This window comes from Stenotrophomonas sp. GL_101 (assembly GCF_057835675.1).
Map to the genome: position 1 here is coordinate 4,374,820 of NZ_CM174432.1, position 25,317 is coordinate 4,400,136.

At 66.4% G+C, this 25,317-nt stretch carries 20 protein-coding genes and 1 pseudogene; 10 read left to right on the forward strand and 11 right to left on the reverse strand.

The window, feature by feature from the left end:
* Nucleotides 1-41: 41 nt before the first annotated feature.
* Nucleotides 42-1,112: a 4-hydroxyphenylpyruvate dioxygenase gene (gene hppD, locus AC3IR9_RS19275; protein WP_489295911.1), complete on the reverse strand. Its 1,071-nt coding sequence runs from the start codon at nucleotides 1,110-1,112 to the stop codon at nucleotides 42-44.
* A gap of 173 nt (nucleotides 1,113-1,285) precedes the next feature.
* Between hppD and AC3IR9_RS19280 the strand changes: the two genes are divergently transcribed.
* The gene (locus tag AC3IR9_RS19280) at nucleotides 1,286-1,777 is read left to right on the forward strand and encodes a MarR family winged helix-turn-helix transcriptional regulator (protein WP_489292773.1); all 492 of its coding nucleotides are present in this window, start codon (nucleotides 1,286-1,288) and stop codon (nucleotides 1,775-1,777) included.
* Between the two features lie 147 nt (nucleotides 1,778-1,924).
* Here AC3IR9_RS19280 and AC3IR9_RS19285 read toward each other — a convergent pair whose 3' ends face one another.
* The 6 genes and pseudogenes from AC3IR9_RS19285 to AC3IR9_RS19310 all read right to left on the reverse strand — a co-directional run bounded on the left by AC3IR9_RS19285 (nucleotide 1,925) and on the right by AC3IR9_RS19310 (nucleotide 9,406).
* Complete coding sequence (locus AC3IR9_RS19285) at nucleotides 1,925-3,067, reverse strand: hypothetical protein (RefSeq protein WP_489292775.1); 1,143 nt, start codon at nucleotides 3,065-3,067, stop codon at nucleotides 1,925-1,927.
* A 422-nt stretch (nucleotides 3,068-3,489) separates the two neighbouring features.
* Entirely contained in the window at nucleotides 3,490-4,710 is a 1,221-nt protein-coding gene (locus AC3IR9_RS19290; protein WP_489291085.1) for an ISL3 family transposase, read from the reverse strand.
* Between the two features lie 129 nt (nucleotides 4,711-4,839).
* A protein-coding gene (locus AC3IR9_RS19295; protein WP_489291031.1) for an IS3 family transposase occupies nucleotides 4,840-6,074 on the reverse strand; the annotation gives its coding sequence in 2 pieces (ribosomal slippage) (nucleotides 4,840-5,723 and nucleotides 5,723-6,074; 1,236 coding nt in all).
* A gap of 91 nt (nucleotides 6,075-6,165) precedes the next feature.
* Nucleotides 6,166-6,755 (reverse strand): annotated as a pseudogene (locus AC3IR9_RS19300) (thioredoxin family protein).
* Between the two features lie 27 nt (nucleotides 6,756-6,782).
* Nucleotides 6,783-8,285, reverse strand: coding sequence for a peptide MFS transporter (locus AC3IR9_RS19305; protein ID WP_489292776.1), 1,503 nt, complete (start codon nucleotides 8,283-8,285; stop codon nucleotides 6,783-6,785).
* Nucleotides 8,286-8,527: 242 nt separating this feature from the next.
* A complete protein-coding gene (locus AC3IR9_RS19310; protein WP_489292778.1) occupies nucleotides 8,528-9,406 on the reverse strand; it encodes a tryptophan 2,3-dioxygenase in 879 nt (292 codons plus the stop codon).
* Nucleotides 9,407-9,740: 334 nt separating this feature from the next.
* On the opposite strand from AC3IR9_RS19310, the gene pdhA reads away from it, so the two are divergent.
* Genes pdhA through AC3IR9_RS19330 form a run of 4 tightly spaced genes read left to right on the forward strand, consistent with a single transcriptional unit; the run spans nucleotide 9,741 to nucleotide 13,620 of the window.
* On the forward strand, nucleotides 9,741-10,823 hold the full coding sequence (pdhA, locus tag AC3IR9_RS19315; protein WP_489292780.1) for a pyruvate dehydrogenase (acetyl-transferring) E1 component subunit alpha: 1,083 nt from the start codon (nucleotides 9,741-9,743) through the stop codon (nucleotides 10,821-10,823).
* Nucleotides 10,816-11,883 carry an alpha-ketoacid dehydrogenase subunit beta gene (locus AC3IR9_RS19320; protein WP_489292781.1) on the forward strand — a complete coding sequence of 356 codons (1,068 nt, stop codon included), beginning with the start codon at nucleotides 10,816-10,818 and terminating at the stop codon, nucleotides 11,881-11,883. Before pdhA ends, AC3IR9_RS19320 begins: the two co-directional genes overlap by 8 nt.
* A gap of 1 nt (nucleotide 11,884) precedes the next feature.
* Nucleotides 11,885-12,238 (forward strand): SH3 domain-containing protein, encoded by a 354-nt coding sequence (locus AC3IR9_RS19325; RefSeq protein WP_489292782.1) that lies wholly within the window; start codon nucleotides 11,885-11,887, stop codon nucleotides 12,236-12,238.
* Nucleotides 12,235-13,620, forward strand: coding sequence for a dihydrolipoamide acetyltransferase family protein (locus AC3IR9_RS19330; RefSeq protein ID WP_489292783.1), 1,386 nt, complete (start codon nucleotides 12,235-12,237; stop codon nucleotides 13,618-13,620). Before AC3IR9_RS19325 ends, AC3IR9_RS19330 begins: the two co-directional genes overlap by 4 nt.
* Before the next feature lie 62 nt (nucleotides 13,621-13,682).
* Here the strand turns inward: AC3IR9_RS19330 and AC3IR9_RS19335 are convergent, their stop codons facing one another.
* Entirely contained in the window at nucleotides 13,683-14,318 is a 636-nt protein-coding gene (locus AC3IR9_RS19335) for an NAD(P)H-binding protein (RefSeq protein WP_489292784.1), read from the reverse strand.
* A 132-nt stretch (nucleotides 14,319-14,450) separates the two neighbouring features.
* Here AC3IR9_RS19335 and AC3IR9_RS19340 point away from each other — a divergent pair, with 132 nt between their 5' ends.
* Genes AC3IR9_RS19340 through AC3IR9_RS19350 form a run of 3 tightly spaced genes read left to right on the forward strand, consistent with a single transcriptional unit; the run spans nucleotide 14,451 to nucleotide 17,250 of the window.
* Complete coding sequence (locus tag AC3IR9_RS19340; RefSeq protein ID WP_489292785.1) at nucleotides 14,451-16,013, forward strand: GGDEF domain-containing protein; 1,563 nt, start codon at nucleotides 14,451-14,453, stop codon at nucleotides 16,011-16,013.
* Nucleotides 16,014-16,067: 54 nt separating this feature from the next.
* Nucleotides 16,068-16,580: an RNA polymerase sigma factor gene (locus tag AC3IR9_RS19345; protein WP_489292787.1), complete on the forward strand. Its 513-nt coding sequence runs from the start codon at nucleotides 16,068-16,070 to the stop codon at nucleotides 16,578-16,580.
* A 10-nt stretch (nucleotides 16,581-16,590) separates the two neighbouring features.
* Nucleotides 16,591-17,250 carry a hypothetical protein gene (locus tag AC3IR9_RS19350; RefSeq protein ID WP_489292789.1) on the forward strand — a complete coding sequence of 220 codons (660 nt, stop codon included), beginning with the start codon at nucleotides 16,591-16,593 and terminating at the stop codon, nucleotides 17,248-17,250.
* 63 nt (nucleotides 17,251-17,313) lie between these two features.
* Here AC3IR9_RS19350 and AC3IR9_RS19355 read toward each other — a convergent pair whose 3' ends face one another.
* The gene (locus AC3IR9_RS19355) at nucleotides 17,314-18,255 is read right to left on the reverse strand and encodes a DUF808 domain-containing protein (protein ID WP_489292791.1); all 942 of its coding nucleotides are present in this window, start codon (nucleotides 18,253-18,255) and stop codon (nucleotides 17,314-17,316) included.
* Nucleotides 18,256-18,437: 182 nt separating this feature from the next.
* On the opposite strand from AC3IR9_RS19355, the gene AC3IR9_RS19360 reads away from it, so the two are divergent.
* Together AC3IR9_RS19360 and AC3IR9_RS19365 are read left to right on the forward strand one after the other, a co-directional pair.
* Entirely contained in the window at nucleotides 18,438-20,078 is a 1,641-nt protein-coding gene (locus tag AC3IR9_RS19360) for an ABC1 kinase family protein (protein WP_489295913.1), read from the forward strand.
* Between the two features lie 260 nt (nucleotides 20,079-20,338).
* Complete coding sequence (locus AC3IR9_RS19365; protein ID WP_489292792.1) at nucleotides 20,339-22,441, forward strand: phosphoglycerol transferase I; 2,103 nt, start codon at nucleotides 20,339-20,341, stop codon at nucleotides 22,439-22,441.
* A gap of 53 nt (nucleotides 22,442-22,494) precedes the next feature.
* On the opposite strand, the gene AC3IR9_RS19370 is transcribed toward AC3IR9_RS19365, so the two are convergent.
* Together AC3IR9_RS19370 and AC3IR9_RS19375 are read right to left on the reverse strand one after the other, a co-directional pair.
* The gene (locus AC3IR9_RS19370) at nucleotides 22,495-24,906 is read right to left on the reverse strand and encodes a DUF3772 domain-containing protein (RefSeq protein ID WP_489295915.1); all 2,412 of its coding nucleotides are present in this window, start codon (nucleotides 24,904-24,906) and stop codon (nucleotides 22,495-22,497) included.
* Between the two features lie 132 nt (nucleotides 24,907-25,038).
* Nucleotides 25,039-25,287, reverse strand: a complete 249-nt coding sequence (locus AC3IR9_RS19375) for a hypothetical protein (protein ID WP_489292793.1) — start codon at nucleotides 25,285-25,287, stop codon at nucleotides 25,039-25,041.
* Between the last annotated feature and the right edge of the window lie 30 nt (nucleotides 25,288-25,317).

The following is a 25,317-nucleotide window of genomic DNA, read 5'->3' on the forward strand; positions in this document are numbered from 1 at the left end:
AGCATGCCTTGTTGCAGCATGCTGCCTTACAGCATGCCGCCTTACAGCACGCCGCGCCGGATCTGGTCGCGCTCGATGCTTTCAAACAGCGCGGTGAAGTTGCCTTCACCAAAGCCTTCGTTGCCCTTGCGCTGGATGATCTCGAAGAAGATCGGGCCGATGCAGTTGGTGGTGAAGATCTGCAGCAGCTTGCGCTGGTGGGTTTCCGGGTCGGCGTCGATCAGGATCTTGTTTTTGGCCAACCGCGCCACGTCTTCACCATGGTTGGGCACGCGCATGTCGATCACGTCGAAGTAGGTCTCCGGCGTATCCAGGAACTCCACGCCCTGTGCGCGCATCGCTTCCACGGTGTCGTAGATGTTCTCGGTGAAGCAGGCGATGTGCTGGATGCCCTCGCCCTTGTAGGCGTCCAGGTACTCGTTGATCTGGCTCTTCGGATCGGACGACTCGTTGAGCGGGATGCGCACGATGCCGTCCGGGGCGGTCATCGCCTTGGACACCAGGCCGGTCTTGAGGCCCTTGATGTCGAAGTAGCGGATCTCGCGGAAGTTGAACAGGCGCTCGTAGTAGTCCGACCACTGCTGCATGTTGCCGAAATACAGGTTGTGGGTGAGGTGGTCGATGAAGGTCAGGCCGAACCCGGTCGGGTGCTGGTTGACGCCTTCGATCGGTGCGTAGTCGGTGTCGAACATGCTGCCGTTGGCACCATAGCGATCCACCAGGTACAGCATGCAGTCGCCGATGCCCTTGATCACCGGAGCCGGCACGGCCTTGGTGTCCTGCTTGAAGTCGATCACTTCGGCGCCGTTGCCCAGCGCCATCTGCAGCACTTCCTCACCGGGCTTCTTGAAGCGGATCGCAAAACCGCAGGCGCACGGGCCGTGCTTTTCGGCGAAGTCCGAGGCGAACGAATCGGGCTCTTCGTTGACCAGGAAGTTGACGCCACCCTGGCGGTAGACGGTGATCGCGCGCCGCTTGTGGCGCAGCACCGCGGTGAAGCCCATCTTGCGGAAATAGTCGTGCAGTTCGGCGCCGCGGCCGGCCGGCGCGGCGAATTCGACGAACTCGAAACCGTCGATGCCCATGGGGTTTTCGAAGGTGGTGACCTGCATGCCCGGATCGGGGGCGTGGGACACGGTGCTCGGTTGGCTGTTCATGCGGTGGCTCCAAAGCAAGTCCGCATCGGAAAAAACCAGGTGCGGGAGGCGGGCAGACCCGCGAGAATGCGGAATCCGGAAAGAAGGTTATAGTTTCACATGAAACCACCATCAAGGTGCACCGCAGCATGAGCCCGCCCGATCCCAGCAGCCACAGCATCCGCGCATCGCACGCCCTGCTCGACCTGGAGCAGTTCCTGCCGTATCGGCTGAGCGTTCTGTCCAACCGGGTCAGCGGCAACATCGCCAAGCTCTACGGGGACCGTTACGGCCTGGCGATTCCGGAATGGCGGGTCATCACGATCCTGGCGTTGTACCCGGGCTCGTCGGCCAGTGAGGTCTCAGACCGCACTGCGATGGACAAGGTGGCCGTCAGCCGTGCCGTGGCCAGACTGCTCGAGCGCGGCTTCATCAAGCGTGAAACCCACGGCGACGACCGCCGCCGCTCGGTGCTGGCGCTGTCGGCGGCCGGCTTCGAGGTGTACGAAACCATCGCCCCGCTGGTGATCGAGATCACCCGCAAACTGATGTCGGTGCTGAGCGAGGAGGAGGAGCTGATGCTGGAGAAGCTGATCCTGCGCCTGGCCGGCGAAGGCCTGCAGAAGATGGACGCGGGTTGACCGAAAGCGTACCCACCAACGGTGGGTACCTACCGGCACCGCGGCCCAGATCGGTAGGAAACGACCGTTGGTCGTTTCAGGGGCGCGGAAAGCGCACCCACCAACGGTGGGTACCGAACGACCGGTAGCAAACGACCGTGGGGCGTTTCAGCTCAGATGCTTGCGCCGCGCATGCACCCACGGCGCGGCCAGGGCACCGATGGCACCGCCGGCGAAGGCGAGCGAAGCGGCCACGACGGCCGCTTCGATGGCATTGGGCAGGGCCAACGCGGCCAGCACCAGCAACGCTGATGGCAGGCCGATGAAGGTGGCCATGAAGTAGCCCCATCGTGGCGCCCAGGTGCCCACCTGCAGCAGGCTTACCGGCATCCAGGTTTCGCCCGCGGCGTCCTGTTTGACCTTGGCCGCCACCTGGGTCAGATCCACCTCCACCGGGCCCTTGCCGGTGCGCGCGGTGGCCAGCAGCTGCGCCACCTCGTCCACCGGTGGGAACGAGGTCGGCCAGGTCGCCGGAGCACCGACCCCATAGGCGGTCAACACCGGCACGCTGATCCACGGCGCCAGCAGCGGCCGCACTTTGCGCCGCTCCAGCACGCACCAGAGCTGGCTGATGCCGTTGGCCACCACCGCGTACAAGGCCAGCTGGCCGGGGTCGGGGTACGGCAGCATGCTTACCCGCGCGGCCATGCTGTCGTAGCCCATCTGGCGCAGGAACCCGGGCCGGGTGCGGCCCTCATGGGTCCAGGCCAGGCCCAGCGCGCCCACCAGGTAGGCTTCGGCCGGGTCCTTGACCCCGGCGCTGGCGCGGTCGTCGCTGGCCAGGAAGAACGCCAGCGACTTGGGCTCGTCCACGTCGTCGCGGTCCCAGCGCCCGGCATCGCCGAGGACGTGCTTGAGCGGCAGCCGCGCCGGAGCGGTTTCGGCCTTGGCTGCGTTCTGCAGGAACGGTAGCACCGACAGCACGAACGCCTGCAGGTCCACCGCGCGCAGGCCACTGCCTTTCCACTCCACCGGCAGCAGGCCGGCCACGGCCGGGTTGCGTGCCAGGACGTCCAGCTGCGCCTTCTGTTCGACCAGTTTCTGCACGGCCGCCTTCAGCAGCACGTTGTCGGGCACCGCCACCAGCGGCAGGCGGTAGTGGATGGCGCCGGGGGCGGGCGTCTCGGCATCCGGGTCGTCCCGGTCCAGCGCGCCCTGATCGTCGAGCAGGGTTTCCACCGGCGGCAGGCTCACACCGGCCGGTGCATCCAGGGTGGTATCGGAGGTGCTGTCATGTGTGCCCGGCTGCATGCGTATCGATCCGTCGGTTGTGCGCCACGAACAGCGCGGCATGAGGTCCTTGCAGGTAACGGCAGGGCGGCGCGGAAGTTGAGTGCTGGACGGAAGTTGAGTGCTGGACGGAAGTTGAGTGCTGGTGCGGGTGAATGAGGCGGCGGGGCGCAGATGAGATGAAGGTTCTTCTCCCATCTGCGGGGGACGCATGAAATGCCGTGCGGCGATCCACGTCACCACCCACGGTGGTGACCTCCGCCGGCCGTAAGCCGAGCCGCTTGGCGGCCGGCAGGTCCTTGGCAAAATAAAGGAGGAGGTGACGGCCGCAGGCCGGCGCCGGGGGACATTTGCACAAGGGCCTGCCGGCCGCCAAGCGGCCCCCGACGCGCGCGGCATGCCCCGACGAAGAGACGCCCTCGCCCGAAAAGCAAAAAAAAGGTTCATCGCGGAATACCGGGGAACGCTGCACGGATTTTCAGGAAGAAGTACTCCTGATCCCGATAGCCGTAGGCCCGGCGTTTGATGACCTTGATGGTGTTGTTGATGCCTTCGACGATGCTGGTATTGAGGCGGTGTCGGCAACGCGACACGATCCCATGCAGATAGGCTTTGAGCCGTTGTGCAAACAGCGCCAAGGCGGCGATTCCGCTGCGCTGGGCCTGCTCCAGCCACTGGTTCCAAGCCTTCCTGGCCCATCCGGGATGGCGGTAAAACCACAGTCGCTTGAGCTCATCACGCATCAGATAGGTGGTGAGGAGCGGTTGATTTGCTTCCAGCAGCTCATCCAGCCGCACCGTCTGATGCCGGTCCAGGTTGCTGCGATTGCGCAGTAGCAGCCATCGGCTGGATTTGATGACACGGCGCGCAGGCTTGTCGTGCCGGAGCTTGTTGGCCTGGTCCACGCGAACCCGGTCGATCACTTCGCGACCGTACTTGGCCACCACATGGAACAAGTCGAAGACGATCTCGGCATTGGGACAGTTGGCCCGGATCTCCACTTCATAGGCCGTCGTCATGTCGATCGCCACGGCGCGCAATTGCTCGGAAACGCCCGGGGGAAGCTGCTCAAAAAAGGCACGCGCCGTATCGCGGGAGCGCCCGTTGCCCAGCCAAAGTACCTGGCGACTGATCGGATCCACCACGACCGTTGCATAGCGGTGACCCTTGTGCAGCGCAAATTCGTCCATCGCCAGGTAGTGGATCTGGCTCCAGTCCGGGGCTTGGACAGACTCACGCAACAAGGCTTTATCCAGTGCCTTGACCGTATGCCAGCCCAACTGGAAAAAGCGTGCCACGGCCAGGATATTGCTGGATACCAGCAACTGGCTGACCGCTTCGGCCAGCCGGTCAGTGACCCGCTGGTAGCGGCCAAGCCAGCTCAACTTCTCCAGGCGCGGCCCAGCGCACTGGGGGCACCAGACGCGCCGTCGCGGCACCACCAGCGCAACGCGCAATGCCATCAGGGGCAGATCGCGTACCCGGCGCACCGTCGTCTCGTGCACTTGCCGGCATCGGCTCCCGCAGTGCTCGCAATGCATCGTGCGGGCCGTGGGTTTGAGGTAGATAGTGACGGTCCGGCTGTCGCCTTCCGGCCAGGCGATCCGCTCCACCCGGTAGCCTTCCCAGCCACCCAGCCTCTCAATCGTCTTCCGATCCAGCATGACCTGACCCCTGAGGCCCTGATTTCAGGCTTCAAGGGTAACGGGAGCCGGCAAAAGCTCCACGCTATTCCGCGATGAATGACCCGTCCTGCCATAGGTTGACACCTGTGGCGGATGATCTGGCCGCCGTCAGGCGGCCAGAGACGCCCGATGCACCGCATCGGGCGTTTGCATTTTAAGCGACAGGTGCGGCCGCTCGGCGTTATAGATCCCCACCGACTCGGCGACCATCTGGCGTGCCTGCAGCAGGTCCCGAGGCCGGTGCAGCAGGAACTCGCCCTTCAAAATTCCATTGACCCGTTCGGCCAGCGCATTCTGGTAGCAGTCGTAGCCATCGGTCATCGAGCAGGTCACCCCATGCCTGGCGTGGATCTTCTGGTAGTAGTCCGAGCAGTACTGGATACCCCGGTCGGAGTGATGGATCAGCTGCTGCCGCGTTTTTCGTTCCTTCAGCGCCATCTGCAGTGCTTGGGCGACCTGTTCGGTCTGCAGGGTGTCGTGCACGCTCCAGCCCACGATCCTGCGCGACCACACATCGGTAATCAGGCTCAGGTATACAAATTTCCCCTGCGTGGGCAGGTAGGTAATGTCGGCTACCCAGACCTGCTCACTGCCGGTCGGTACCACGCGCCCTTCGCCGGGCTTGAGAAGATTGGGGTGCCGCCGGAAGCGGTGATGGCTGTCGGTCGTCTTGTGGTACGCCCGCCGCATGGGGACCAGCAGCCGGGCATCACGAAGGACGCCAAACAGACGGTCGCGCCCCATTGCCACTCCCGATGCTTGAAGCGTCGGTCCAATCAGATGATGCAGCTTGCGCGTGCCGATGCGCGGCTGGCGCGCTCGATAGCCACCTACCAGCGCGAGCGCCCGAGCACCGTCGGCCAATTGCCGCTGCTGACGATGGCCTGCCTGATAGTACGCTTGGCGACTGATACCAAAATGCCGGCAAGCCCTTGCCACGCTTACGCCTTGGAGGCGCCTTTGCGTGAGGACTTGCCGGAAGGCTTTTTTACGATGCGCACCCCGTAGTCTTCCTTGAGCACATCCACGATGGCCTCGAAAAGCTGCGCCTTCTCGGTCGCCTCCCGCAGCTGAACCTGCAGGACTTTGATCTGTTGTTCCGGTGTCAGCGGCTTGGCCGTTCCGGACTTGGGAGCTGTGGTCATGGGGGCAGATGATGCCCCACCTGACCAGTCTTGCCGACCATGTCGCCGAAGCCACGACAGCACGGTGCTCCGTCCTTGGATTCCGTAGCGCTCCTGGGCCTGCTTGTAGGTCAGCTCCCCACGCTCGACCTGGTCCACCACCGACAACTTGAAGGCCAGCGAGTAATCCCGCTGGCTGCGCCTGATTGTTGAATTCATTGAACATTCCTCTTCCTGTGGGAAAAGGTGTCAACTCAATTCAGGACGGGTCATGAACCAAAAAAAAGCCGCGGAATCCGCGCCTTCTCGTTCACGGCGCCGTGGCGGGCGCCCAGTCCTTCATGAAGGCGAAGAACCGCGTGCGGTCGTAGCCCTTCGGCTGGCCCTTGTCGGCCTCCAGCTCGCCGGTGAACTGCGAATGCAGCAACGTGCCGTCGGCGTCGAGCACGAACAGGTGCGGGTAGCCCTTGATCGCCGGGAACTGCGCCAGGAACGCCGCGTTCTCGTTGTCTTCGCTGTAGTTGACCTTCATCCACACGTAGTTGGCATCGCGGAAGCTGCGGATCTGCGCATCGCCCTCGATGAAGGCATCCATCAGGTGGCACCACTAGCACCACTCGCCGCCCACGTCCAGCACGATCCGCTTGCCACCGCGCTGGGCCTCGACCTTGGCCGTGGCCAGGTCGGCGACCGGGTCGCGGCCCGGATCGAACTGCGCGTTGAGCGCGGCGATCGCGGCGATATCCGCCGCGGCCGGGGTGTTGCCCGAGGCCACCGGTACGCTGGGATCAGCGACCGGCCGCTTCTGCTCGGTGGTGTCCAACGGCTGCGCAGGGGCGGTGGTGGGCGCCGACGACGGTGAGCACGCGGCCAGCAGGCCGGCCACCATCATCGACACACAACCGGTTTTCATGCGCATCGCCGACCTCACTTGACGCCGTGCATCAGCTTGTTGATCAACGGCGCGATCAGGAACAGCACCACGCCGGAGATGATCAACGCCCAGAAGCCGAAGGTGTAGCCCTTCAGTGCCGACTCGACGGTCATGCCGCCTTCGCCGCTGACCGCACCGGCAAAGATGCCCGACAGGTTGTTGCCGATGCCGGTGGACAGGAACCAGCCGCCCATGCCGAAGCCCACCAGGCGCACCGGGGCCAGCTTGGTCACCATCGACAGACCGATCGGCGACAGGCACAGCTCACCGACCGACTGGATCACGTAGACCATGAACAGCGTCCAGAACGGGATCTTGCCATCCACCACCATGCTCGACAGCGCCACCATCAGCAGCGCGAAGGCCGCGCCGTTGAACAGCAGGCCCAGGCCGAACTTGCGCGGGATCGACGGGTTGGCGCGACCCAGCTTGATCCAGATCCAGGCGATGATCGGGGCCAGGGTGATGATCGCCACCGAGTTGACCGACTGGAACCAGGCGGTCGGGAAGGTCCAACCGCCCAGGTTGCGGTTGACGATGTTGTCGGCCAGGAAGGTGAACGAGCTGCCGGCCTGTTCGAAGAACATCCAGAACATCACGTTGAACACGAAGATGATCAGCATCGCGATCACACGGTCACGCTGGACCTTGCCTTCGCGGATACCTTCCACCAGCAGCAACGCGCCCAGCGCGATGAACAACAGGCCCAGAATCCAGGCCAGCGCGGTGGCGCCGGTGGACAGCAGGAAGAAGGCCACCGGGATGGCGACGATCGCACCAATGAACACCATCACCACGCGGCCGAAGCCTTCGGCACCGGCCGGCGGAGCGCCGATGCCCTTCAGCCCGGCGCGACCGACATAGAACCACGCCAGGCTGATCAACATGCCGATGCCCGAGGCGATGAACACCATCTTGTAGGACGGCATGGCCTGGGTGCCGAACACCTGCTCGGCAAGCCACTGGGTGAGCACCGGGGCGATCATCGCGCCGATGTTGATGCCCATGTAGAAGATGGTGAAGCCCGAATCGCGGCGCTCGTCCTTCAACCCGTACAGCTTGCCGACCATGGTCGAGATGTTGGGCTTGAACAGGCCATTGCCGATGATGATCGTGGCCAGGCCCAGCTCGAACACTTCCTTGTTCGGCATGGCGACCATGAACAGACCGGCGGCCATGATCACCGCACCGGTCAGGATCGACCGCTGGTACCCCAGCACCCGGTCGGCGACGTAGCCACCGAAGATCGCCGCGGCATACACAAGCGCCAGGTAGGCACCGTAGGTACGGCTGGCTGCAGCCTGGCCGGCCGAGTCGCCCTCGAAGAACTGCGACACGATGTACAGCACCAGTGCCCAGCGAATGCCGTAGAACGCGAAGCGCTCCCAGAATTCGGTCATGAACAGCATCCACAAGGGGCGTGGATGGCCCAGGGTGGTCTTGAACTCCGGCAACGCCGGATCGGGAATGGATTTCGCGGCGGCGTCTACGCTCATGCGGGATTCCTGGGTTCGGTGGAAGACATGCACGTCCGATGTGCGAGACAGCGCGGGAGAATCCCAGACCAACGGCGTTCACGTCAAATACACGCCGATCCCTACCGCTGGCGGCGTGCTCGCCGAACTTGCATCTGAAACTGACGCCTCGGCCCCGCCAGTGCAGCAACGGCGGGGGCTGCGGCCAGCCCGGCGGTCATCCGGGCGTCATCATGAATGGGGGAATCGGCCCCTCGTGCCGCTCAGGCGTCCGGCGGCATCGGGTCGTCGTTGCGGATCGTGGTGCGCACCTGGAACAGCTCCGGGAAGAAGGTCAGCTCCAACGCCTGGCGCAGGAATCCCACCCCGCTGGAGCCGCCGGTGCCACGCTTGAAGCCGATCACCCGCATCACCGTGCGCATGTGCCGGAAGCGCCACAACTGGAACGCCGTCTCCAGGTCCACCAGGTCTTCGCACAGTGAGTACTCGCGCCAGAAGCGGTCGGTGTTCTGGTAGATCCGCTCGAACACCGGGTGCAGCGCATCGTCGGCCACGTGCGGCTGCTGCCAGTCGCGTGCGGTGTAGGTGGCCGGCACCGGGTGGCCGAAACGGGACAGATAGCGCAGGAACTCTTCATACAGGCTGGGCGCGTCCAGCACCTGCTGCAGCTGCGCCTGGCCGGCCGGGTCGTGCGAGAACACCTGCAGCATCTGCGCGTTCTTGTTGCCCAGCATGAACTCGATGGAGCGGTACTGCAGCGACTGGAAGCCCGAGGAGGGGCCCAGCACGTCGCGGAAGCCCATGTATTCGGACGGGGTCAGCGTCTCCAGCACCGACCACTGCTCGGTGAGCTGGCGCAGCACCTGCTTGCTGCGCGCCAGCACCTTGCGGCACTGCCAGACCTCGTCGCGCTGCAGGAAGCCGATCGCCGCGCGCAGCTCGTGGGCCAGCAGCTTCAGCCACAGCTCGGAGGTCTGGTGCTGGATGATGAACAGCATTTCGTCATGGTGCGGCGGGTTGGACAGCGGCTGCTGGGCCGACAGCAGCTGGTCCAGCCGCAGGTAGCCCGCGTAGGTCAGGCGCCCTTCCAGCTCGGTGTGGATACCGGCTTCAAGATCGCGTTGGTTCTTCTCGACGGACATGGCGTGGGCCAAATGAGGGGGTCAAAGGGTAGCGCAGAGCATGCGCTCCCGCGCGGGTGCTGCCATGCGCCGGCGTCCGTTGCAGCGGGCGGGGCTGATTCCTGCGCGGCGCGGCCGGCGGCGGTCGAAGGCCAGCGGCTTGCGCATACGTCGCTCATGCCCGGTTGCGACAACTGAATACGTTGGAGTCATCGGCATTGCACCCCCCTTGGAGGGAAAACAGGGCCGATGTCCACCGGGACACTTGCTGCGCCGCAGGACGGCTTTTCTGCACGGCCTCCTTACCATGGCAATTCATATCATTTGTAACTTCCTGTCGAAGGTGCAGTACGCAATGACGGTTGCCGCTGAGTTCAAGATCCACTATCTGCAGTACCTGGACACGGACGGCACCCTCGTCCGCGATGACCTGCCCGAGGCCCTGCGCGACCCGCGCGCGCTGCTGCCGATGTTCAAGCAGATGCTGTTCGTGCGCGTGTTCGACGGCAAGTCGATCGCGCTGCAGCGCACCGGCAAGCTGGGTACCTACGCGGCCTGCCTGGGCCACGAAGCCGCGCACGTGGGCATCGGCGCGTCCATGCAGAAGGACGATGTGTTCGCCCCGTCCTACCGCGAGTATGGCGCGATGTTCATGCGCGGCGTACGCCCGCGCGACGTGTTGATGTACTGGGGCGGCGACGAGCGCGGCAACGACTACGGCGGCAATGCGGCCAAGGATTTTCCGTTCTGCGTGCCGATTTCCACCCAGTGCCTGCATGCGGCCGGTGCGGCGCTGAAGTTCAAGCTCAACAACGAAAAGCAGGTCGCGGTGGCCGTGTGCGGCGACGGCGGCAGCTCCAAGACCGATTTCTACGCTGCGCTCAACTCGGCCGGCGCTTACACGCTGCCGCTGATCCTGTGCATCGTCAACAACGGCTGGGCCATCTCGGTCCCGCGGTCGGCCCAGACCGGTGCCGAAACGCTGGCGCAGAAGGGCCTGGCCGGTGGGCTGTTCTGCCTGCAGGTGGACGGCAACGACCTGCTCGCGGTGATGACCGCCATGCACCAGGCCCGTGAGCGGGCACTGGCCGGCGACGGTGGCACCGTGCTGGAACTGATGACCTACCGGCTGTCCGACCACACCACCGCCGATGACGCGCGCCGCTACCGCGACGACGCCGAAGTGAAGGATGCGTGGCTGCGCGAGCCGATGCTGCGCCTGCGCAAGTACCTCACCAACGCCGGTGTGTGGAGCGAGGAAGAGGAAGCGGCGTGGACGGCCGAGTGCGGCAAGCGCGTGGACGAAGAGGTCAACCTGTACCTCAATACCCCGGTGCAGCCGGTGGAAGCGATGTTCGACTTCCTCTACGCCGATCCGCCGCCGGACCTGCTGGCCCAGCGCGCACAGGCCATTGCTCTGGAGCAGCGCCATGGATGAGATCAAGCACGACGCTTCAAGCGCGCAGACCAGCGCCGCCGACAGTGCCGCCCTCGCGCGCGGAGAACAGACCATGGCCACCACCCCGATCACCCTCATCGAAGCCATCACCCAGGCGCTGGCCTGGGAGCTGGAGCACGACGCATCGGTGCTGGTGCTGGGCGAAGACGTGGGCGTCAACGGCGGCGTGTTCCGCGCCACCGCCGGCCTGCAGCAGCGCTTCGGCGCCGACCGCATCCTGGACACACCCCTGGATGAAACCACCATCGCCGGCCTGACCATCGGCCTGGCCGCACAGGGCATGAAGCCGGTCGCCGAAGCCCAGTTCGACGGCTTCATGTACCCGATGGTGGACCACATCATCTGCCACGCCGCGCGCCTGCGTTATCGCACCCGTGGCCGCCTGCACTGCCCGATGGTGCTGCGCGTACCGTGGGGCGGTGGCATCCGTGCGCCCGAACACCACAGCGAAGCCAACGAAGCCATCTTCACCAACGTGCCGGGCCTGCGCGTGGTGTTGCCGTCCTCGCCGCAGCGCGCCTACGGCCTGCTGCTGGCCGCGATCCGCGAACCGGATCCGGTGATCTACATGGAGCCCAAGCGCATCTACCGCCAGTACAAGGAAGTGGTCGTCGATGACGGCGAAGCCTTGCCGCTGGATGTGTGCTTCGTGCTGCGCGACGGTACCGACGTCACCCTGGTGACCTGGGGCGCGCAGGTGAAGGAAGCGCTGGAAGCGGCCGACAAGCTGGCCGGCGAAGGCATCAGTGCCGAGGTCATCGACGTGGCCACGCTGCGCCCGTTGGACTTTGCCACCATCGCCGAATCGGTGGCCAAAACCGGGCGCTGCGTGATCGTGCAGGAGGCCCCCAAGACCGCGGGCTTCGGTGCGGAGATCGCCGCGCGCCTGGCCGAGGAATCGCTGTACGACCTGCTGGCACCGGTCGAGCGCGTCGCCGGCTATGACACCCACATTCCGCTGTTCCGCCTGGAAATGAAGTACCTGCCCAGCGTGGACCGGATCGTCGGCGCGGCCAAACGCGCCATGGCGGCAGGTTGACGTGCGGGCCCGCCTGCTAGGCGCTTACCGCAGCCAGTATCGCAACCCGCTCCGGTTCCGCGCCGGCCAGATCGTCGAACTGGGTGTTCGTGACGAGGAATGGCCGGCGTTTGCCTGGGTACGCACCGATGACGGGCGTGCCGGCTGGGCACCGGTGGCGTGGATGCAGCTGCTGGACGATGGACGCGCAGAGGCCCTGCGCGACTATGACGCCCGCGAACTGGATGTGGACAGCGGTGAACTGGTCAAACTGCATCATGAACACGGGGGGTGGTGGTGGTCCGAGCGCGCGAACGGCGCGACGGGCTGGCTGCCGGCCCGCGATCTCGAACTGCTGGAAGAGAACTGCACATGAGTGAGAACAAGAGTTTCCACCTCCCCGATCTTGGCGAAGGCCTGCCCGACGCCACCATCGTGGCGTGGTTCGTCAAGGAAGGCGACGTGATCAAGCTGGACGAACCACTGGTCTCCATGGAGACCGCCAAGGCCGTGGTGGAAGTACCCTCGCCGTTCTCCGGCACGGTGCTGAAACTGGCCGGCGGCGAAGGTGACATCATCCCCACCGGCAGCGTGCTGGCCCAGTTCGCACTGGACCCGAGCCTGCCGCAGCGTGCCGATGGCCAGGACACCGGCCACAGCCACGGGCATGCCGCCCCGGCCGCCGCCAGTGCGCCCGCGCCGATCCCGGCCGCGGCTGCGCCGGTTGCCGCCGAAGAAACCCGGCCGCCCGCCGAACGCGATGACGCCGGCACCGTGGTCGGCGCGATGCAGAGCTCCAACACCGTGCATGCCGAACAGGCCGTCGCCGTCGGGGGCGTCAAGGCGGTACCGGCGGTGCGTGCCACCGCGCGCAAGCTGGGCGTGGACCTTACCCGCGTACGTGCCACCGGCACCGATGGCGCGGTGACCATGGCCGACGTCAAGCAGGCCGCCGCCGATGGCAGCGCCAGGCTCGGTGCGGCCCCCGCCCCGGTCCGCGCCGCCGTCGCCGCACCCGCTGCGGTGGCCGCTGCCGCACCGATACGCCAGGACGACGCGCGCACCGCGGTGTCGGCCGCTGGCCGCCCGATGCGTACCCAGCCGCCGGGCGTGGTCGCCAAGGGCCAGCCGGAACCGCTCAAGGGCGTGCGCCGCAACATGGCGCGGGTGATGGCCGACGCGCACAGCAAGGTCGTGCCGACCACGCTGAACGACGATGCCGACATCCACGCCTGGGCACCGGGCAATGATGTCACCGCGCGCCTGGTGCGCTCGATCGTTGTCGCCTGCCAGAAGGTGCCGGCGCTCAATGCCTGGTTCGACGGCGATGCATTGACCCGCACGCTGCACGCGCAGGTGGACATCGGCATCGCCGTGGACACCGACGACGGTCTGTTCGTGCCTGCGCTGCGCAATGCCGACATGCTCGATGCACGCGGCATCCGTGAAGGCGTCAACCGCCTGCGCGAACAGGTGGAATCGCGCGCGATCGCCGCCTCCGAGCTGAGTGGTTACACCATCTCGCTGTCCAACTTCGGCATGTTCGCCGGCCGCTACGCGACCCCGGTGGTGGTGCCACCGTGCGTGGCCATCGTCGGTGCCGGCCGTGCCCGCCACCAGATGACCCCGGTGATGGGCGGCGTGGAAGCGCACAAGGTGGTCCCGCTGTCGGTGACCTTCGACCACCGCGCCGCGACGGGCGGTGAGGCGGCGCGTTTCCTGCGCGCGATGATGGATGACCTGGCATTGGCCAGCTGATCCGGTAGTGCCGGCCGCTGGCCGGCTCCTCCGGATGCCGTGCAGCCGACCAACGGTCGGCTCTACGCCGTCAGCTGCGCCGCGCCCACGATGTGGACGCCCGGCCTTGGTGCCAATGCCGCGTCCACCATCGCCGCGGCGATGTTCTGCGCCGGGTTGATCCGCCAGGCCTTGGGCAACACCGGCCCCAACGCGCCCAGCACCAGGCTGCCCAGGTGTTCGCCGGTACGCCGTTCGCTGCGCTCGCCGCCGATCAGCCCCGGGCGGACCAGCGTCAGCGAGGGATACCCAAGGCCGCGCAGGTCCTGCTCCAGCCGGCCCTTGACCTGGTTGTAGAAGATCCGCGAGTCCGCATCGGCGCCCATCGCCGAATTCAACACGAAAGCGTGCGCGCCGTGGGCCTGGGCCAGGGTAGCCACCTGCAACGGGTAGTCGTGGTCGATCCGTGCGAAATTCTCACGGCTGCCGGCCTGCTTGAGGGTGCTGCCGAGCGCGCAGATCACCGCGTCCACTGCCCACCAGCCAGCGTCCACCGGCAGCCGGTCGAAGTCCACCACCGGGTTGAGCAGGGCCGGATCGGCCAGCGCCAGCGGCCGCCGGGCCGGGGCAACCACCGCATCGCAGCGGGGGTCGTCCAGCAATTGGTGCAGCACATGGCCGCCGACCAATCCGGTCGCCCCTATCAGCATCACTTTCATCGCACGCTCCTGCCCTCAACCTGACTACCATCGTGCCATGGCCCGGCCGGTTCAAGCCGGCCCGGTCCGCGCCGATACTGTTCCAACCTCACCCGCCCCGGCAGCCTCGCCGGTCACCGCCAAGGATGCCGCATGACCGATTCGCACGATGCTCCTCCCAGCGCCGGCACCGCCATGGGCCGGTTGCTGGCGCGGCGGCAGGCAAGCAGCGTGGTGATCGACGAGGCCAGCAGCACCGCGCCGGGCCCCAAGGGCGGCGGCAGCGCGATGCTGCAGCGCCTGTTTGCCGGCATCGACAGCCCCGAGCCGCTGCTCGCCGCCTTCGCCAACGGCATGTCCACCCTGCCCGGCGAACTGGGCGACATGGGCCTGCGCCTGCAGTCGGCGCAGCGCAGCGCCGACTGGTTCAGCTATGGCCGCGCCATGCGCCAGCTGATCGACAAGTACATCCGTACCATCGAACAGGAGAGCCCCGACGGCCAACCCGACAGCCTGCGCCTGCGCGAGCTGCTGCGGCACACCCTGGGGGTGACCGTGGCCAGCCTGCTGCAGAACATGCCGGACCTGAAGGACGCGCCGGCCGCCATTGCCAGCGAGCTGCGCCAGTGGCACCCCGGCCAGCCATTGCAGCCACTGGAAGTGCGCCTGCGCGAGCTGTCGCACCAGATCGGGGTGCGCAGCGACGGCTGGCAGGAGCAGCAGGAGTTGTTGCTGAGCTTGTTCGACCTGCTGCTGGACAACATCGGCGAGCTGCTCGACGACAGCAGCTGGCTGCACGGCCAGGTGCACGCCGTGCGCAACCTGATCGGCGGGCCGTTGGACCGCGACTCGGTCGAGCAGGCACGCGCCAACCTGCGCGAGGTGATCTACAAGCAGGGCCTGCTCAAGCAGGGCATCAGCGAATCCAAGACGGCGATGAAGCACCTGATGGGCGGCTTCATCGACAGCCTCGACGGCATGGCGGCCAGCACCGGCGAATACCACGACCGGATCAGCAGCTATGCCCTGGCCTTGAAGGAAGCGCGCAGCATCGCCGACCTCAACCAGCTGCTGCAGGACGTGCTGCAGGACACCAGCCGGGTACAGCAACAGGCATTGCAGGCGCGCGACCACCTGGGCAACGCGCGCCGCGAAGTGGAACAGGCCGAAGCGCGCATCGCCGAACTGGAGCAGGCGCTGCGTGATGTCTCCGGGCTGGTGCGTACCGACCCGCTGACCGGGGCGCTCAACCGCCGCGGCCTGGATGAACTGCTGGAGCGTGAGCTGGCCCGCGCCGGCCGCCATGGGCATCCACTGGCCCTGGCCTTGATCGACCTGGATGACTTCCACCAGACCAACGAGCAGCACGGGCATGCCGGCGGCGATGCGGTGCTGCGCCATCTGGTGACGGTGTGCCAGCTGCTGATGCGCAACACCGACGCGATCGCCCGCCTGGGCGGTGACGAATTCGTCCTGCTGCTGCCCGAAACCCCGGGCGCCGACAGCATGTCCACCCTGTTGCGCCTGCAGCGCTCGCTGGCCCAGCGCCCGCTGCAGCTGGACCAGCAACGGGTGCCGGTGCACTTCAGCGCCGGGGTGGCGCAATGGCGGCCGGGTGAAAATGCCGACGCCCTGCTGCGGCGCGCCGACGGGGCGCTGTATGCGGCCAAGCGGGTAGGCAAGAACCGCGTCCAGGTAGCCGACGCCCCCGCATGATCGTGGCGCCACTGTGATATCTGCCGCGTCGGTGCGAATCACCCGGGTATGCACATGAACGCGACTTCCCCCGACCCACGCACCCGCTTCTCCAGCCTGCTGGAGCAGCACCGGGGCATCGTGCTGAAGATCGCGCGGGGCTACTGCGCCCACCAGCAAGACCGGCTCGACCTGATCCAGGAAATCTGCGTGCAGGCCTGGGATGCGTTCGAGGGATTCGATCCGGCCCGTGCCCGCTTTTCCACCTGGCTGTACCGGATTGCCTTGAACGTCGCGATCTCCCAGCTGCGGCGGCAGCAGCTGCGCCAACGCCACCATGCCGCGCTGGACGAGGACGCCCTGCCGGTCGACGCCGCGGCGCCGGCCGAACAGCAGCATGCCCTGCAGCAGCTGGAGATGGCCATCCGCACGCTGCCCCCGCTGGACCGGGCGCTGATGCTGCTGCACCTGGACGACCACGACCATCGCCAGATCGCCGACATCCTCGGGATCAGCAGCGCCAACGTCTCCACCCGCCTGCATCGGCTGCGCCAGCAGCTGCGGGCACGCTTCAACCCCCTTCCCTGAGGCCATCGCCATGCACACCGACCCACTCAAGCAGTTGTGGAACCAGGCCAGCGACAGCAACGGCAGCGAAGAAGCTACCGCCATGGACGGGTGGCGCCGCCGCCGGCAGCATGCGGCGCACCGCCAGTTGTCGGCGTTCGGCGCGGTGCAGGGGGTGCAACTGCTGTTCTGGCTGGGGCTGGCGATCTACTGCGGCAGCATCTGGTGGGCACAGCCGCCGTTGGCGGTGATGCTCAGCGCGCTGGCCCTGCATGCCTACAGCGTGGCGGTGATCATCGCCAGCGTGGCACGGCTGCACCTGCGCCGGCAGCTGCAGCCGGACCAGCCGGTGCTGCAGCAATCGCAGCGATTGGCCGCGCTGCGCACCCAGACCGCCGTCGGCGAACTGCTGCTCGGGCTGCCGTGGTGCTGGTTGTGGCTGGCGCCGCCGGTGCTGCTGGCATGGCAGGTCTGGGGCATCGACCTGTCGATGTTCGCCGCACGCTGGCTGCTGATCTCACTGGTGGCCGGTATCGCCCTGATGACGGCCCTGCTCGTGCTGGCAAGGCGCTGGCAGCAGCGCGATCCGCACGCGCCCGGCCTGCAGCGGGCGATCGATGCCTTGTCCGGACGCCGGCTGGCGCGCGCGCGCGCCGAACTGGACGCGCTGCGTGAGTGGAACACCCGCTGACAAGGCCGCTGCCGTGCGGGGTGCAGCCCCCACGAGGATGCCGCAACACGCGCGGTGGAGCGCTTAGTGCGCGGTGTTGTTGCCGCGCAGCTTCTGGAATGCGGTCACCGCCGCCAGCACGATCGCCCCGGCAATCACGCCCACCACCGCATTGGCCAATGCTTCCACCAGCCATGACACACCGCCGGCCTTGGCCCCCAGCGCGATCACCAGGTGGTGCAGCACCGGTACGTTGTGCACCAGGATGCCGCCACCGACCAGGAACATCGCCGCGGTGCCGGCCACCGACAGGAACTTCATCAACCACGGCGCGGCAACCAGCAGGCCACGGCCGATCGCCGCCAGCGCCGCACCCTTGCGCGACAGGTACAGGCCGACGTCATCGAGTTTCACGATACCGGCCACCAGGCCGTACACGAATACCGTCATCGCCAGCGCGATCACCACCAGCGCAGTGACCTGGTTGAGGAACGGTGCAGCCGAGACCACGCCCAGCGACAGCACGATGATTTCAGCGGACAGGATGAAGTCGGTGCGCACCGCGCCTTTCACCTTGTCGTTTTCCCAGGCGACCATGTCCACTTTTTCATCGGCCAGCGCCTTGATGCGTTCGGCCTTGTGCTGCTCGTCCTCGTCCCTGGAATGCAGGAAGCCATGCGCCAGCTTTTCCACGCCTTCAAAACACAGGAACGCACCGCCGATCATCATCAACGGCACCACGATCGGCACCGGGTAACCCTTGCTGCGCAGCCACGCTTCCAGCGCGCTGATCGCCAGCGCGGCCGGCACCAGGATCGCCTTGTTGACCAGCGAGCCCTTGGCCACCGCCCACACCACCGGCAGTTCACGGTTGGCGTTGACCCCGGTCACCTGCTGCGCGTTCAGCGCCAGATCGTCGCCCAGCACGCCGGCGGTTTTCTTCGCGGCGACCTTGGTCAAGACCGACACGTCGTCCAGCAGCGCGGCGATATCGTCGAGTAGGGCAAACAGGCTGGCACCGGCCATGGCGATCCAAGTGAATCAAGGGGAAGTCTGGATTCTGACCGATCCGGGCCGGTTCGCGGTAGCGCCCCCGATGATTCACCGCTCCACCACCCGGCCCCGGCCACACTGGTGGCGATGACGTCCAGGAGCCCTGCTTGAACACCACGCCTGCCTCTCCCGGTTCTCCCTCGCTGGTCAAGGGCATGAACCGCCGCAGCCAGATCCTGCGCCTGCTGCTGCGCTACCGCAATTCCGGGGTGTTCTCGGGGATGAACCTGGATGCACGCGCGGTCCACGAGGTGCCCCCGGAGGGCAACCCGGAGCAGTTCGTCACCGACCTGGAGTCGCTGGGGCCCACTTTCGTCAAACTCGGGCAGATGCTCTCCACCCGCCCGGACATGGTGCCGGTGGAGTTCGCCACCGCGCTGGAGCGGATGCAGGAGAGCGTTGCCCCCATCCCGGTCGAGCGCATCCAGAACATCATCGAACAGGAACTGGGCGCCCCGGTGGGCAAACTGTTCGCCAGTTTCGACCCGGTGCCGCTGGGCTGCGCCTCGATCGCGCAGGTGCATCACGCCGTGCTCCACGATGGCCGCGAGGTCGCCGTCAAGGTACAGAAACCGGAAGTGGCCGCGCAGCTGCGCTCGGACCTGGAGGTGCTGCGCAGTTTCGCGCTCGCCGCTGACCACCTCACCCAGGTCGGTCGCCGGGTCCGCCTGCGCGACTGGCTCAACGAGTTCGCCAAGACCTTGATGCAGGAGCTGGACTACCAGGCCGAAGCGGAGAACCTGCAGCGCTTTGGCCAGCACCTGCGGCCGTTCAAGCTGTTGTGGGTGCCGCAGCCGATCTGGGACTACTGCAGCCACCGCGTGCTGACCATGGAAATGGCCAATGGCGTGCGTGTGGACATGATCCCCGACATCCGCCGCACCGAGCAGCCGATGCAGCCGTTGGCCGCCGCGCTGATCCGGGGCTACATCGACCAGATCTTCGTGCATGGTGAAATCCACGCCGATCCGCATCCAGGCAACCTGCGCGTCACCCCGGACCACCGCCTGGCGATCTTCGACCTGGGCATGGTCGCGCACATGCCACCGCGCCTGCGCGAGCGCCTGCTCAAGCTGCTGTTCGCCGCCGTGGATGGCCGCGGTGAAGAAGTGGCCGACGAGATCATCGGCATCAGCACGCGGCTGGAGTCATTCGATGAGGAGCGCTACCTGCGCGAGACCGGGCAGATGATCGCCCGCTACGCGGCCAACAGCAGCTTCTCCGAAGGCCGCGTCGTGCTGGACCTGGTTCGCATCGCCACCGCCAGCGGACTCCGTACCCCGCCCGAGTTGAGCCTGCTCGGCAAGGCCCTGCTCAACCTGGAAACGGTGTGCCGGCTGCTGTCGCCGGAACTGGATACGCGCCGCATCGTCGAGCGCCAGCTGCAGCATGTGATGCGCGCGCGGCTGAAAAAATCGCTGTCGGCCGCCAACCTCGCCAGCGAGGCGATGGAAGTGCAGCAGCTGCTGCGCGAAGGCCCGCGCAAGCTGTCGGACATCCTCGCCCTGCTCGCCGAGAACCGCCTGCAGATGAAGGTGACCGGGCTGGAAGAGTCGCGCCTGATGGAGAACCTGCAGAAGATCGCCAACCGCGTGTCTGCCGGCATCGTCACCGCGGCGTTGATTCTCGCCGCGGCGATGATGATGAAGGTCGACACCGGCTGGCATCTGTTCGGCTACCCGGCCATCGCCATGTCGCTGATGCTCATCGGTGTAGTGCTGGGCCTGGGCATCATCCTCAGTGCGTTGATCTTCGACAGGCGCGCGCGCTCCAAGGAAGAACGCGGGCACCGTTGAAGCGCGGCAGCACGGCGTAACGTCGATGATGGTGCGTGTCGACGCGTGTTCAGCGCGCTTCTTCACGCATGCTTTACACCATGGATATCAATGCGTTGTAGCACCGTGGCGCAGGCGGCGAACAAACATTTCAGTCAGGTTAGTGTAGGCATGATCGAGTCATCGGCTTGTCATGCAGGTGTGGTTGGGACAGCCGGTCGGATGGGAAAACACGCTGTCATGGCGTCCATCACCAACTGTCTCCGCTGCCGATATTGCCCATGCTCTGGATCCTGCTGCTGTCCCTGTTGCTGCTCACCTGGCTGTTGCTCGCTTCGAGCAAGTGGGTGTGGTGGAAAGCCGGTTTGATGTCGCTGCTGCTGGTGCTGCTGAGTACCTGGTGGTTGATCAACAAGCTGTCCGGAGATGGATTGAACGCGGCCACGCTGTACCACCTCGGTGCAGACATGGAAGGTGCCGGGATCGGCGACTTCAAGGGTTACATCGCCGGCTACATCGCGCTGCTTCTGGTATCTCTGTCGCCGCTGGCGATGGCACGCGTGCATCGCTGGCGCCGCATCGAACACGGCAAGGTGGTGTTCGGCAGCTTTGCGGCACTGTGGCTGCTGGCGATCCTGGTCAGCCCGTTGTACAGCGATGGCCAGCGCCTGTACCAGCAGATGCGCCCGGTGGATTATGCGGTCATCGCGCCGGAGTACCGCATCCCGCAGCAGCCGCTGGCCAAGCCGCGCAACATCGTGTGGATCTACGGCGAAAGTCTGGAACGCACCTACCTGAATGAAGCCGCCTTCCCCGACCTGATGCCCAATCTCAACCGCCTCGCCGGTCAGGCACTGGACGTGCGCGGGCTGGTCTCGGCCGAAGGCGGTGGCTGGACCATCGCCGGGCTGGTGTCCTCGATGTGCGGCGTGCCGCTGACCACCGCCAAGGAAGACGAGAACAGCATGGGCCGGATGGGCAGCTTCCTGCCCGAAGCGGTCTGCCTGGGCGACTACCTCAAGCAGCAGGGCTACACCAACCACTACCTGGGCGGCGCCAACGGGCAGTTCGCCGGCAAGGGCCAGTTCCTGGCCACGCACGGCTTCGATACCGTCGACGACCTGGCCTGGTTCAAGCAGCAGAAGATCGCCCGCTCGCACTTCTCCACCTGGGGCGTGCACGACGACGTGCTGCTGGACAAGGCCTACGACCGTTTCATGCAGTTGTCCAAGGCCGGCCAGCCGTTCATGCTGACCACGCTGACCATGGACACCCACCACCCGGCTGGGCACCTGCCGGTGGCGTGCAAACGCACCCGCTACAAGAGCGACTACGGCAACATCGGCCTGCTCAACGCGCTCAAGTGCACCGATGGCCTGATCTCCAGGCTGGTCGACCGCATCCGGGCCAGCCCGTACGGCGAAGACACGCTGATCGTGATCGCCTCGGACCACCTGGCCATGCCCAATGATCTCAGCCACCTGCTGGCCAAGCAGACGCGCGAGAACATGCTGCTGTTCCTGGGCAAGGACATCGCCCCGCGCCAGCTGGCCGCCACCGCCGGGTCCACCCTGGATTCGGGGGCGACACTGCTGAGCCTGATCGAACCGCAGATCAACGCGATCGGCTTTGGCCGCTCGCTGCTGGACCCCAAGCGCGCCGACAGCGCCAGCGCGGCGGCGTTCCGCGACAACGGCAAGGACTACCCGCGTTACCTGGCGTTCTCGCGCTCACTGTGGCTGGGCGACAAGACCCGCCAGCTGCGCATCGACGAGGACAACCAGGTGGTGATCGGCCTGCAGCACGTGCAGCCGCCGGTGCTGCTGGAATACGACAAGCAGTGGGACCTCAAATCGGTGTACCTGGAGAACACCTCCAAACAGTTCGACCTGGCCGACCCGGCCAACACCCTGGCCTACGTGGACCGCTGCACCGCCTTTGAAGATGGCTCGGCCGATGGTGACTGGTGCGCGATGCTGGTCAACCAGGACAAGGGTATCAAGCTGTACCGCGACGACGCGCTGCGCCAGGGCTTTGCCGTGGATGGCCCGCTGGAGCCGTTCAACGGCCCGCGCCCGAGCATCCGCCAGGCCCACATGATCACCCAGAAGGGCCGCCGCACCCGCGCCGGCCAGTACATGCTGCAGTTCGTGGCCAAGCAGTCGCCAGACCGGGGCTTCTGGATTGAAGCGGTGTCCTCGCAACGCAAGGTGGTGGTCGCCCAGCAGTGGGTGCAGCCCGATGCACAGGGGCGCATCAGCGTGCCGTTCGGGCTGGACCACGAAGTGGACGATCTGGAAATCCGCGCCTGGTTGAACCACGCCGAGAAGCTGGCCGTGGACAATTTCGCACTGGTACCGTCGCGGCGCGGCAACCGCGGCTGATCGCCGCACGCCAGGACGGCGGGATCGCGCGTGTCACGACCAACGGTCGTGACCTACCGGGTCTCGGGCGGTGCTGCCGGGTCGCGGACCAGATGGATATCGGTCGGCGACGACAACGCGATATCCGCCTCGGCAAAGGTCTGCAGCATCGTGAAGTACAGATCGCTGCGCACGCCGTACACCGCGCGCGGACCGGACACGTAGGCGAAGCTGTTGATCGCGATCTGCCCGTTGGCGATCGAGTCGATGAACACCGAGGGTGCCGGGTCGGCCAGCACCGCCACGTGCCCGGCGTAGCAATCCAGCAGGATCTGCCGCACCGCCGCCACGTCGGTGCTCAGCGGCACCGAGAACTGGATCTGGATGCGCCCCTGCGCATTGCCCATCGTCATGTTGCGGATGGTCTTGGTGATCAGTTCGGAGTTCGGCACGATCAACGTGGACTTGTCGCCCACCTGGATCTCGGTGGAGCGCACGCTGATCCGCTTGATGTCGCCTTCCTGGTCGCCCAGCTTGACCCAGTCGCCGATCTTGACCGGGCGCTCGGCCAGCAGGATCAACCCTGAAACGAAGTTCTGGGTGATGGCCTGCAGGCCGAAACCGATACCCACCGACAACGCACTGACCACCAGCGCCAGCTTCTCGAAGGGAATGCCCAAGGTCGTCAGGCCCCACAGCACCGCGGCGATGATGCCCAGGTAGCGGGTGACGGTACTGATGGAATTGCGCGCACCGGCGTCCAGCTCGGTCTTGGGCAGGTAGGTTTCGGTCAGCCAGCGCTGGAACGCCTGCATCACCGCCCACACCAGCACGAACACCAGCACGAACACCAGCAGTGCATACACCACGCTGCTCGGCTTGAGCGTGGTCTTGCCGAAGGTGTACCCCGCCGACAGTGAATCCAGGCTTCCATAGAACGCGTTGAGGTTGCCCAGCGGCGCGGCCAGCGCCAGCATCGCCAGCACGATCACCCCGACCCGCAGCACCGCCGACAGCAGCACCCCGGCCTGCTCCACGCGCGACTCGCTCAGCCCGGTGGTGAGCACGATGGTCTGCCCGGCGCGACTGGTGGAGGACAGCAGCCAGGTCGCCAGGTCGTCGGCGAACTTGAGCAGCAGCGAGGCCGCCAACAGCACCACCGCGCCCCAGACCAGCTGCTGGGCCACGAACAGCGCGAAGTTGAGGTACCCCAGCAGGGTGGCGATCACCGCCGCGGCCACCACCACATGCCCGGCCAGCCGCGCCACCACGATCCAGCCGCTCCGGCGCACCGGGCCCTTCTGCTTGCCCTTGGCACCCGATTCGGCCTGCGCCTCCAGCTTGGCCTCCGCTTCGGCGGCCTGGCGCCGGTGCAGCCGCGCCAGCGAGACCAGGATGGCGATGATCAACGCCATGTAGGTGATGGCGATCAGCCCATCCACCGCCACCGTGGTGATCTCACTGGTGCGCGAGGCACGGTTGATCTCCACCAGCAGGATGCTGATCCAGGTCAGCCCGGCGGCGCCCCAGGCGTACTTGCGCAACCGCCAGGCGGCCATGTCGTCCAGGTTCAACAACCGCCACGACGGCCGCTTGGGCACCAGCAGGCAGGCGCTGAGCGCGGTGATGAACGCGGCCACGAAGGTCGCCACCTGGAAGTGCAGGGCCAGCTTTTCCAGTCGCGGTGGAATGGCGCCGATGGAATCCAGCGAGGCCACCAGCACCATGGCCGCCAAACCGGGCAGCAGCGTGCCCACCACCAGCAGCCACACCGCCAGCCCTGACCGGCGCAGGCGGCCGTCCGGCGCCCGCTCGGAGGCGGCGTAACGGCGGCCCAGCGAACGCAGCCACAGCCGCAGCGGGAAGAACATCAGCAGCGCCAGCACCACCCCGGTCAACGGTGCGCTCCAGCCATGCTCGGCGATGGCCTTGCGGGCGGTGCGCTCGCCCTGGTGGTACAGCCCGGCCAGACCCCGGTAGTCGGTCGGCACATCGGTGGCGAAGGTGCGCCACAGCGACGGCGACAAGGGCGAATTGACCTTGCGCGCCAGTTCTTCGCTGAACTGGGTGACGCGCATTTTTTCGATATCGGCACCCAGCTGCCGGGCGTCCCCGGCCAGCAGGTTGGCGCGGGCGATGGCCGAGGTGATGTCGCTGCGTTGCTGGTTCAGCGCTTTGCGCTGCTGGGCGATGTCGCGCGCCTCCACGGTGCCTTCGGCCACCTCGCCCAGCTGGGCAAGGCGTGCGTCCAGCTGGTCCAGCTGCGGCTGCAGCGCATTGCGCGCAGCGTCGGCGTCGCGCTGCACGGCCAGCGCGCTGTCGGACAGGGTTTTAAGCGTCTCGCGGCTGTCGGCCTCGTCCAGCGAGGCCTGGATCTGCTTGTAGTCCTTGTCGGCCTGCGCCAGCTGCGCGATCGGGTCCGCCTCGGCGTCCGCATCGCCCTGGGCCAGGGCCACCGGCGCCAGCGCCAGCCAGGCACACACCATCAACCAGGCCAGCGGCCGCGAGTAACGAGAAGGAAGACGGGAAGACAAGCCGGTACACCGCACAGGATCGCGCGGACCACCGCGCCTGCGCGAACTATAAACCGCCCCCCGTTCACACCGGGTGTGCGGCGCTCAATACTTCAGGCGCAGCTCTTCCACCTGCGGCTGCAGGCGCCCGTACCAGTCCTGGAACTCTTCTTCGCTGATCTCGTCCGGTGCATACACCGCCACCTCGTCCCAGGCGTGGGCGGTGGGCAGGGGCTGGCGCGGACCGGCCCGCAGTGAATAGGTCACGCCCTCGTGGTCGACCACGTCCTCGACCGTCTCCCAGCGTTCGCGCGAATAACCGCTGTCGCTCTTGAGCAGGATCACCTGGTACATCTGCAGCTCCCATGACAAGTAAACACCGGC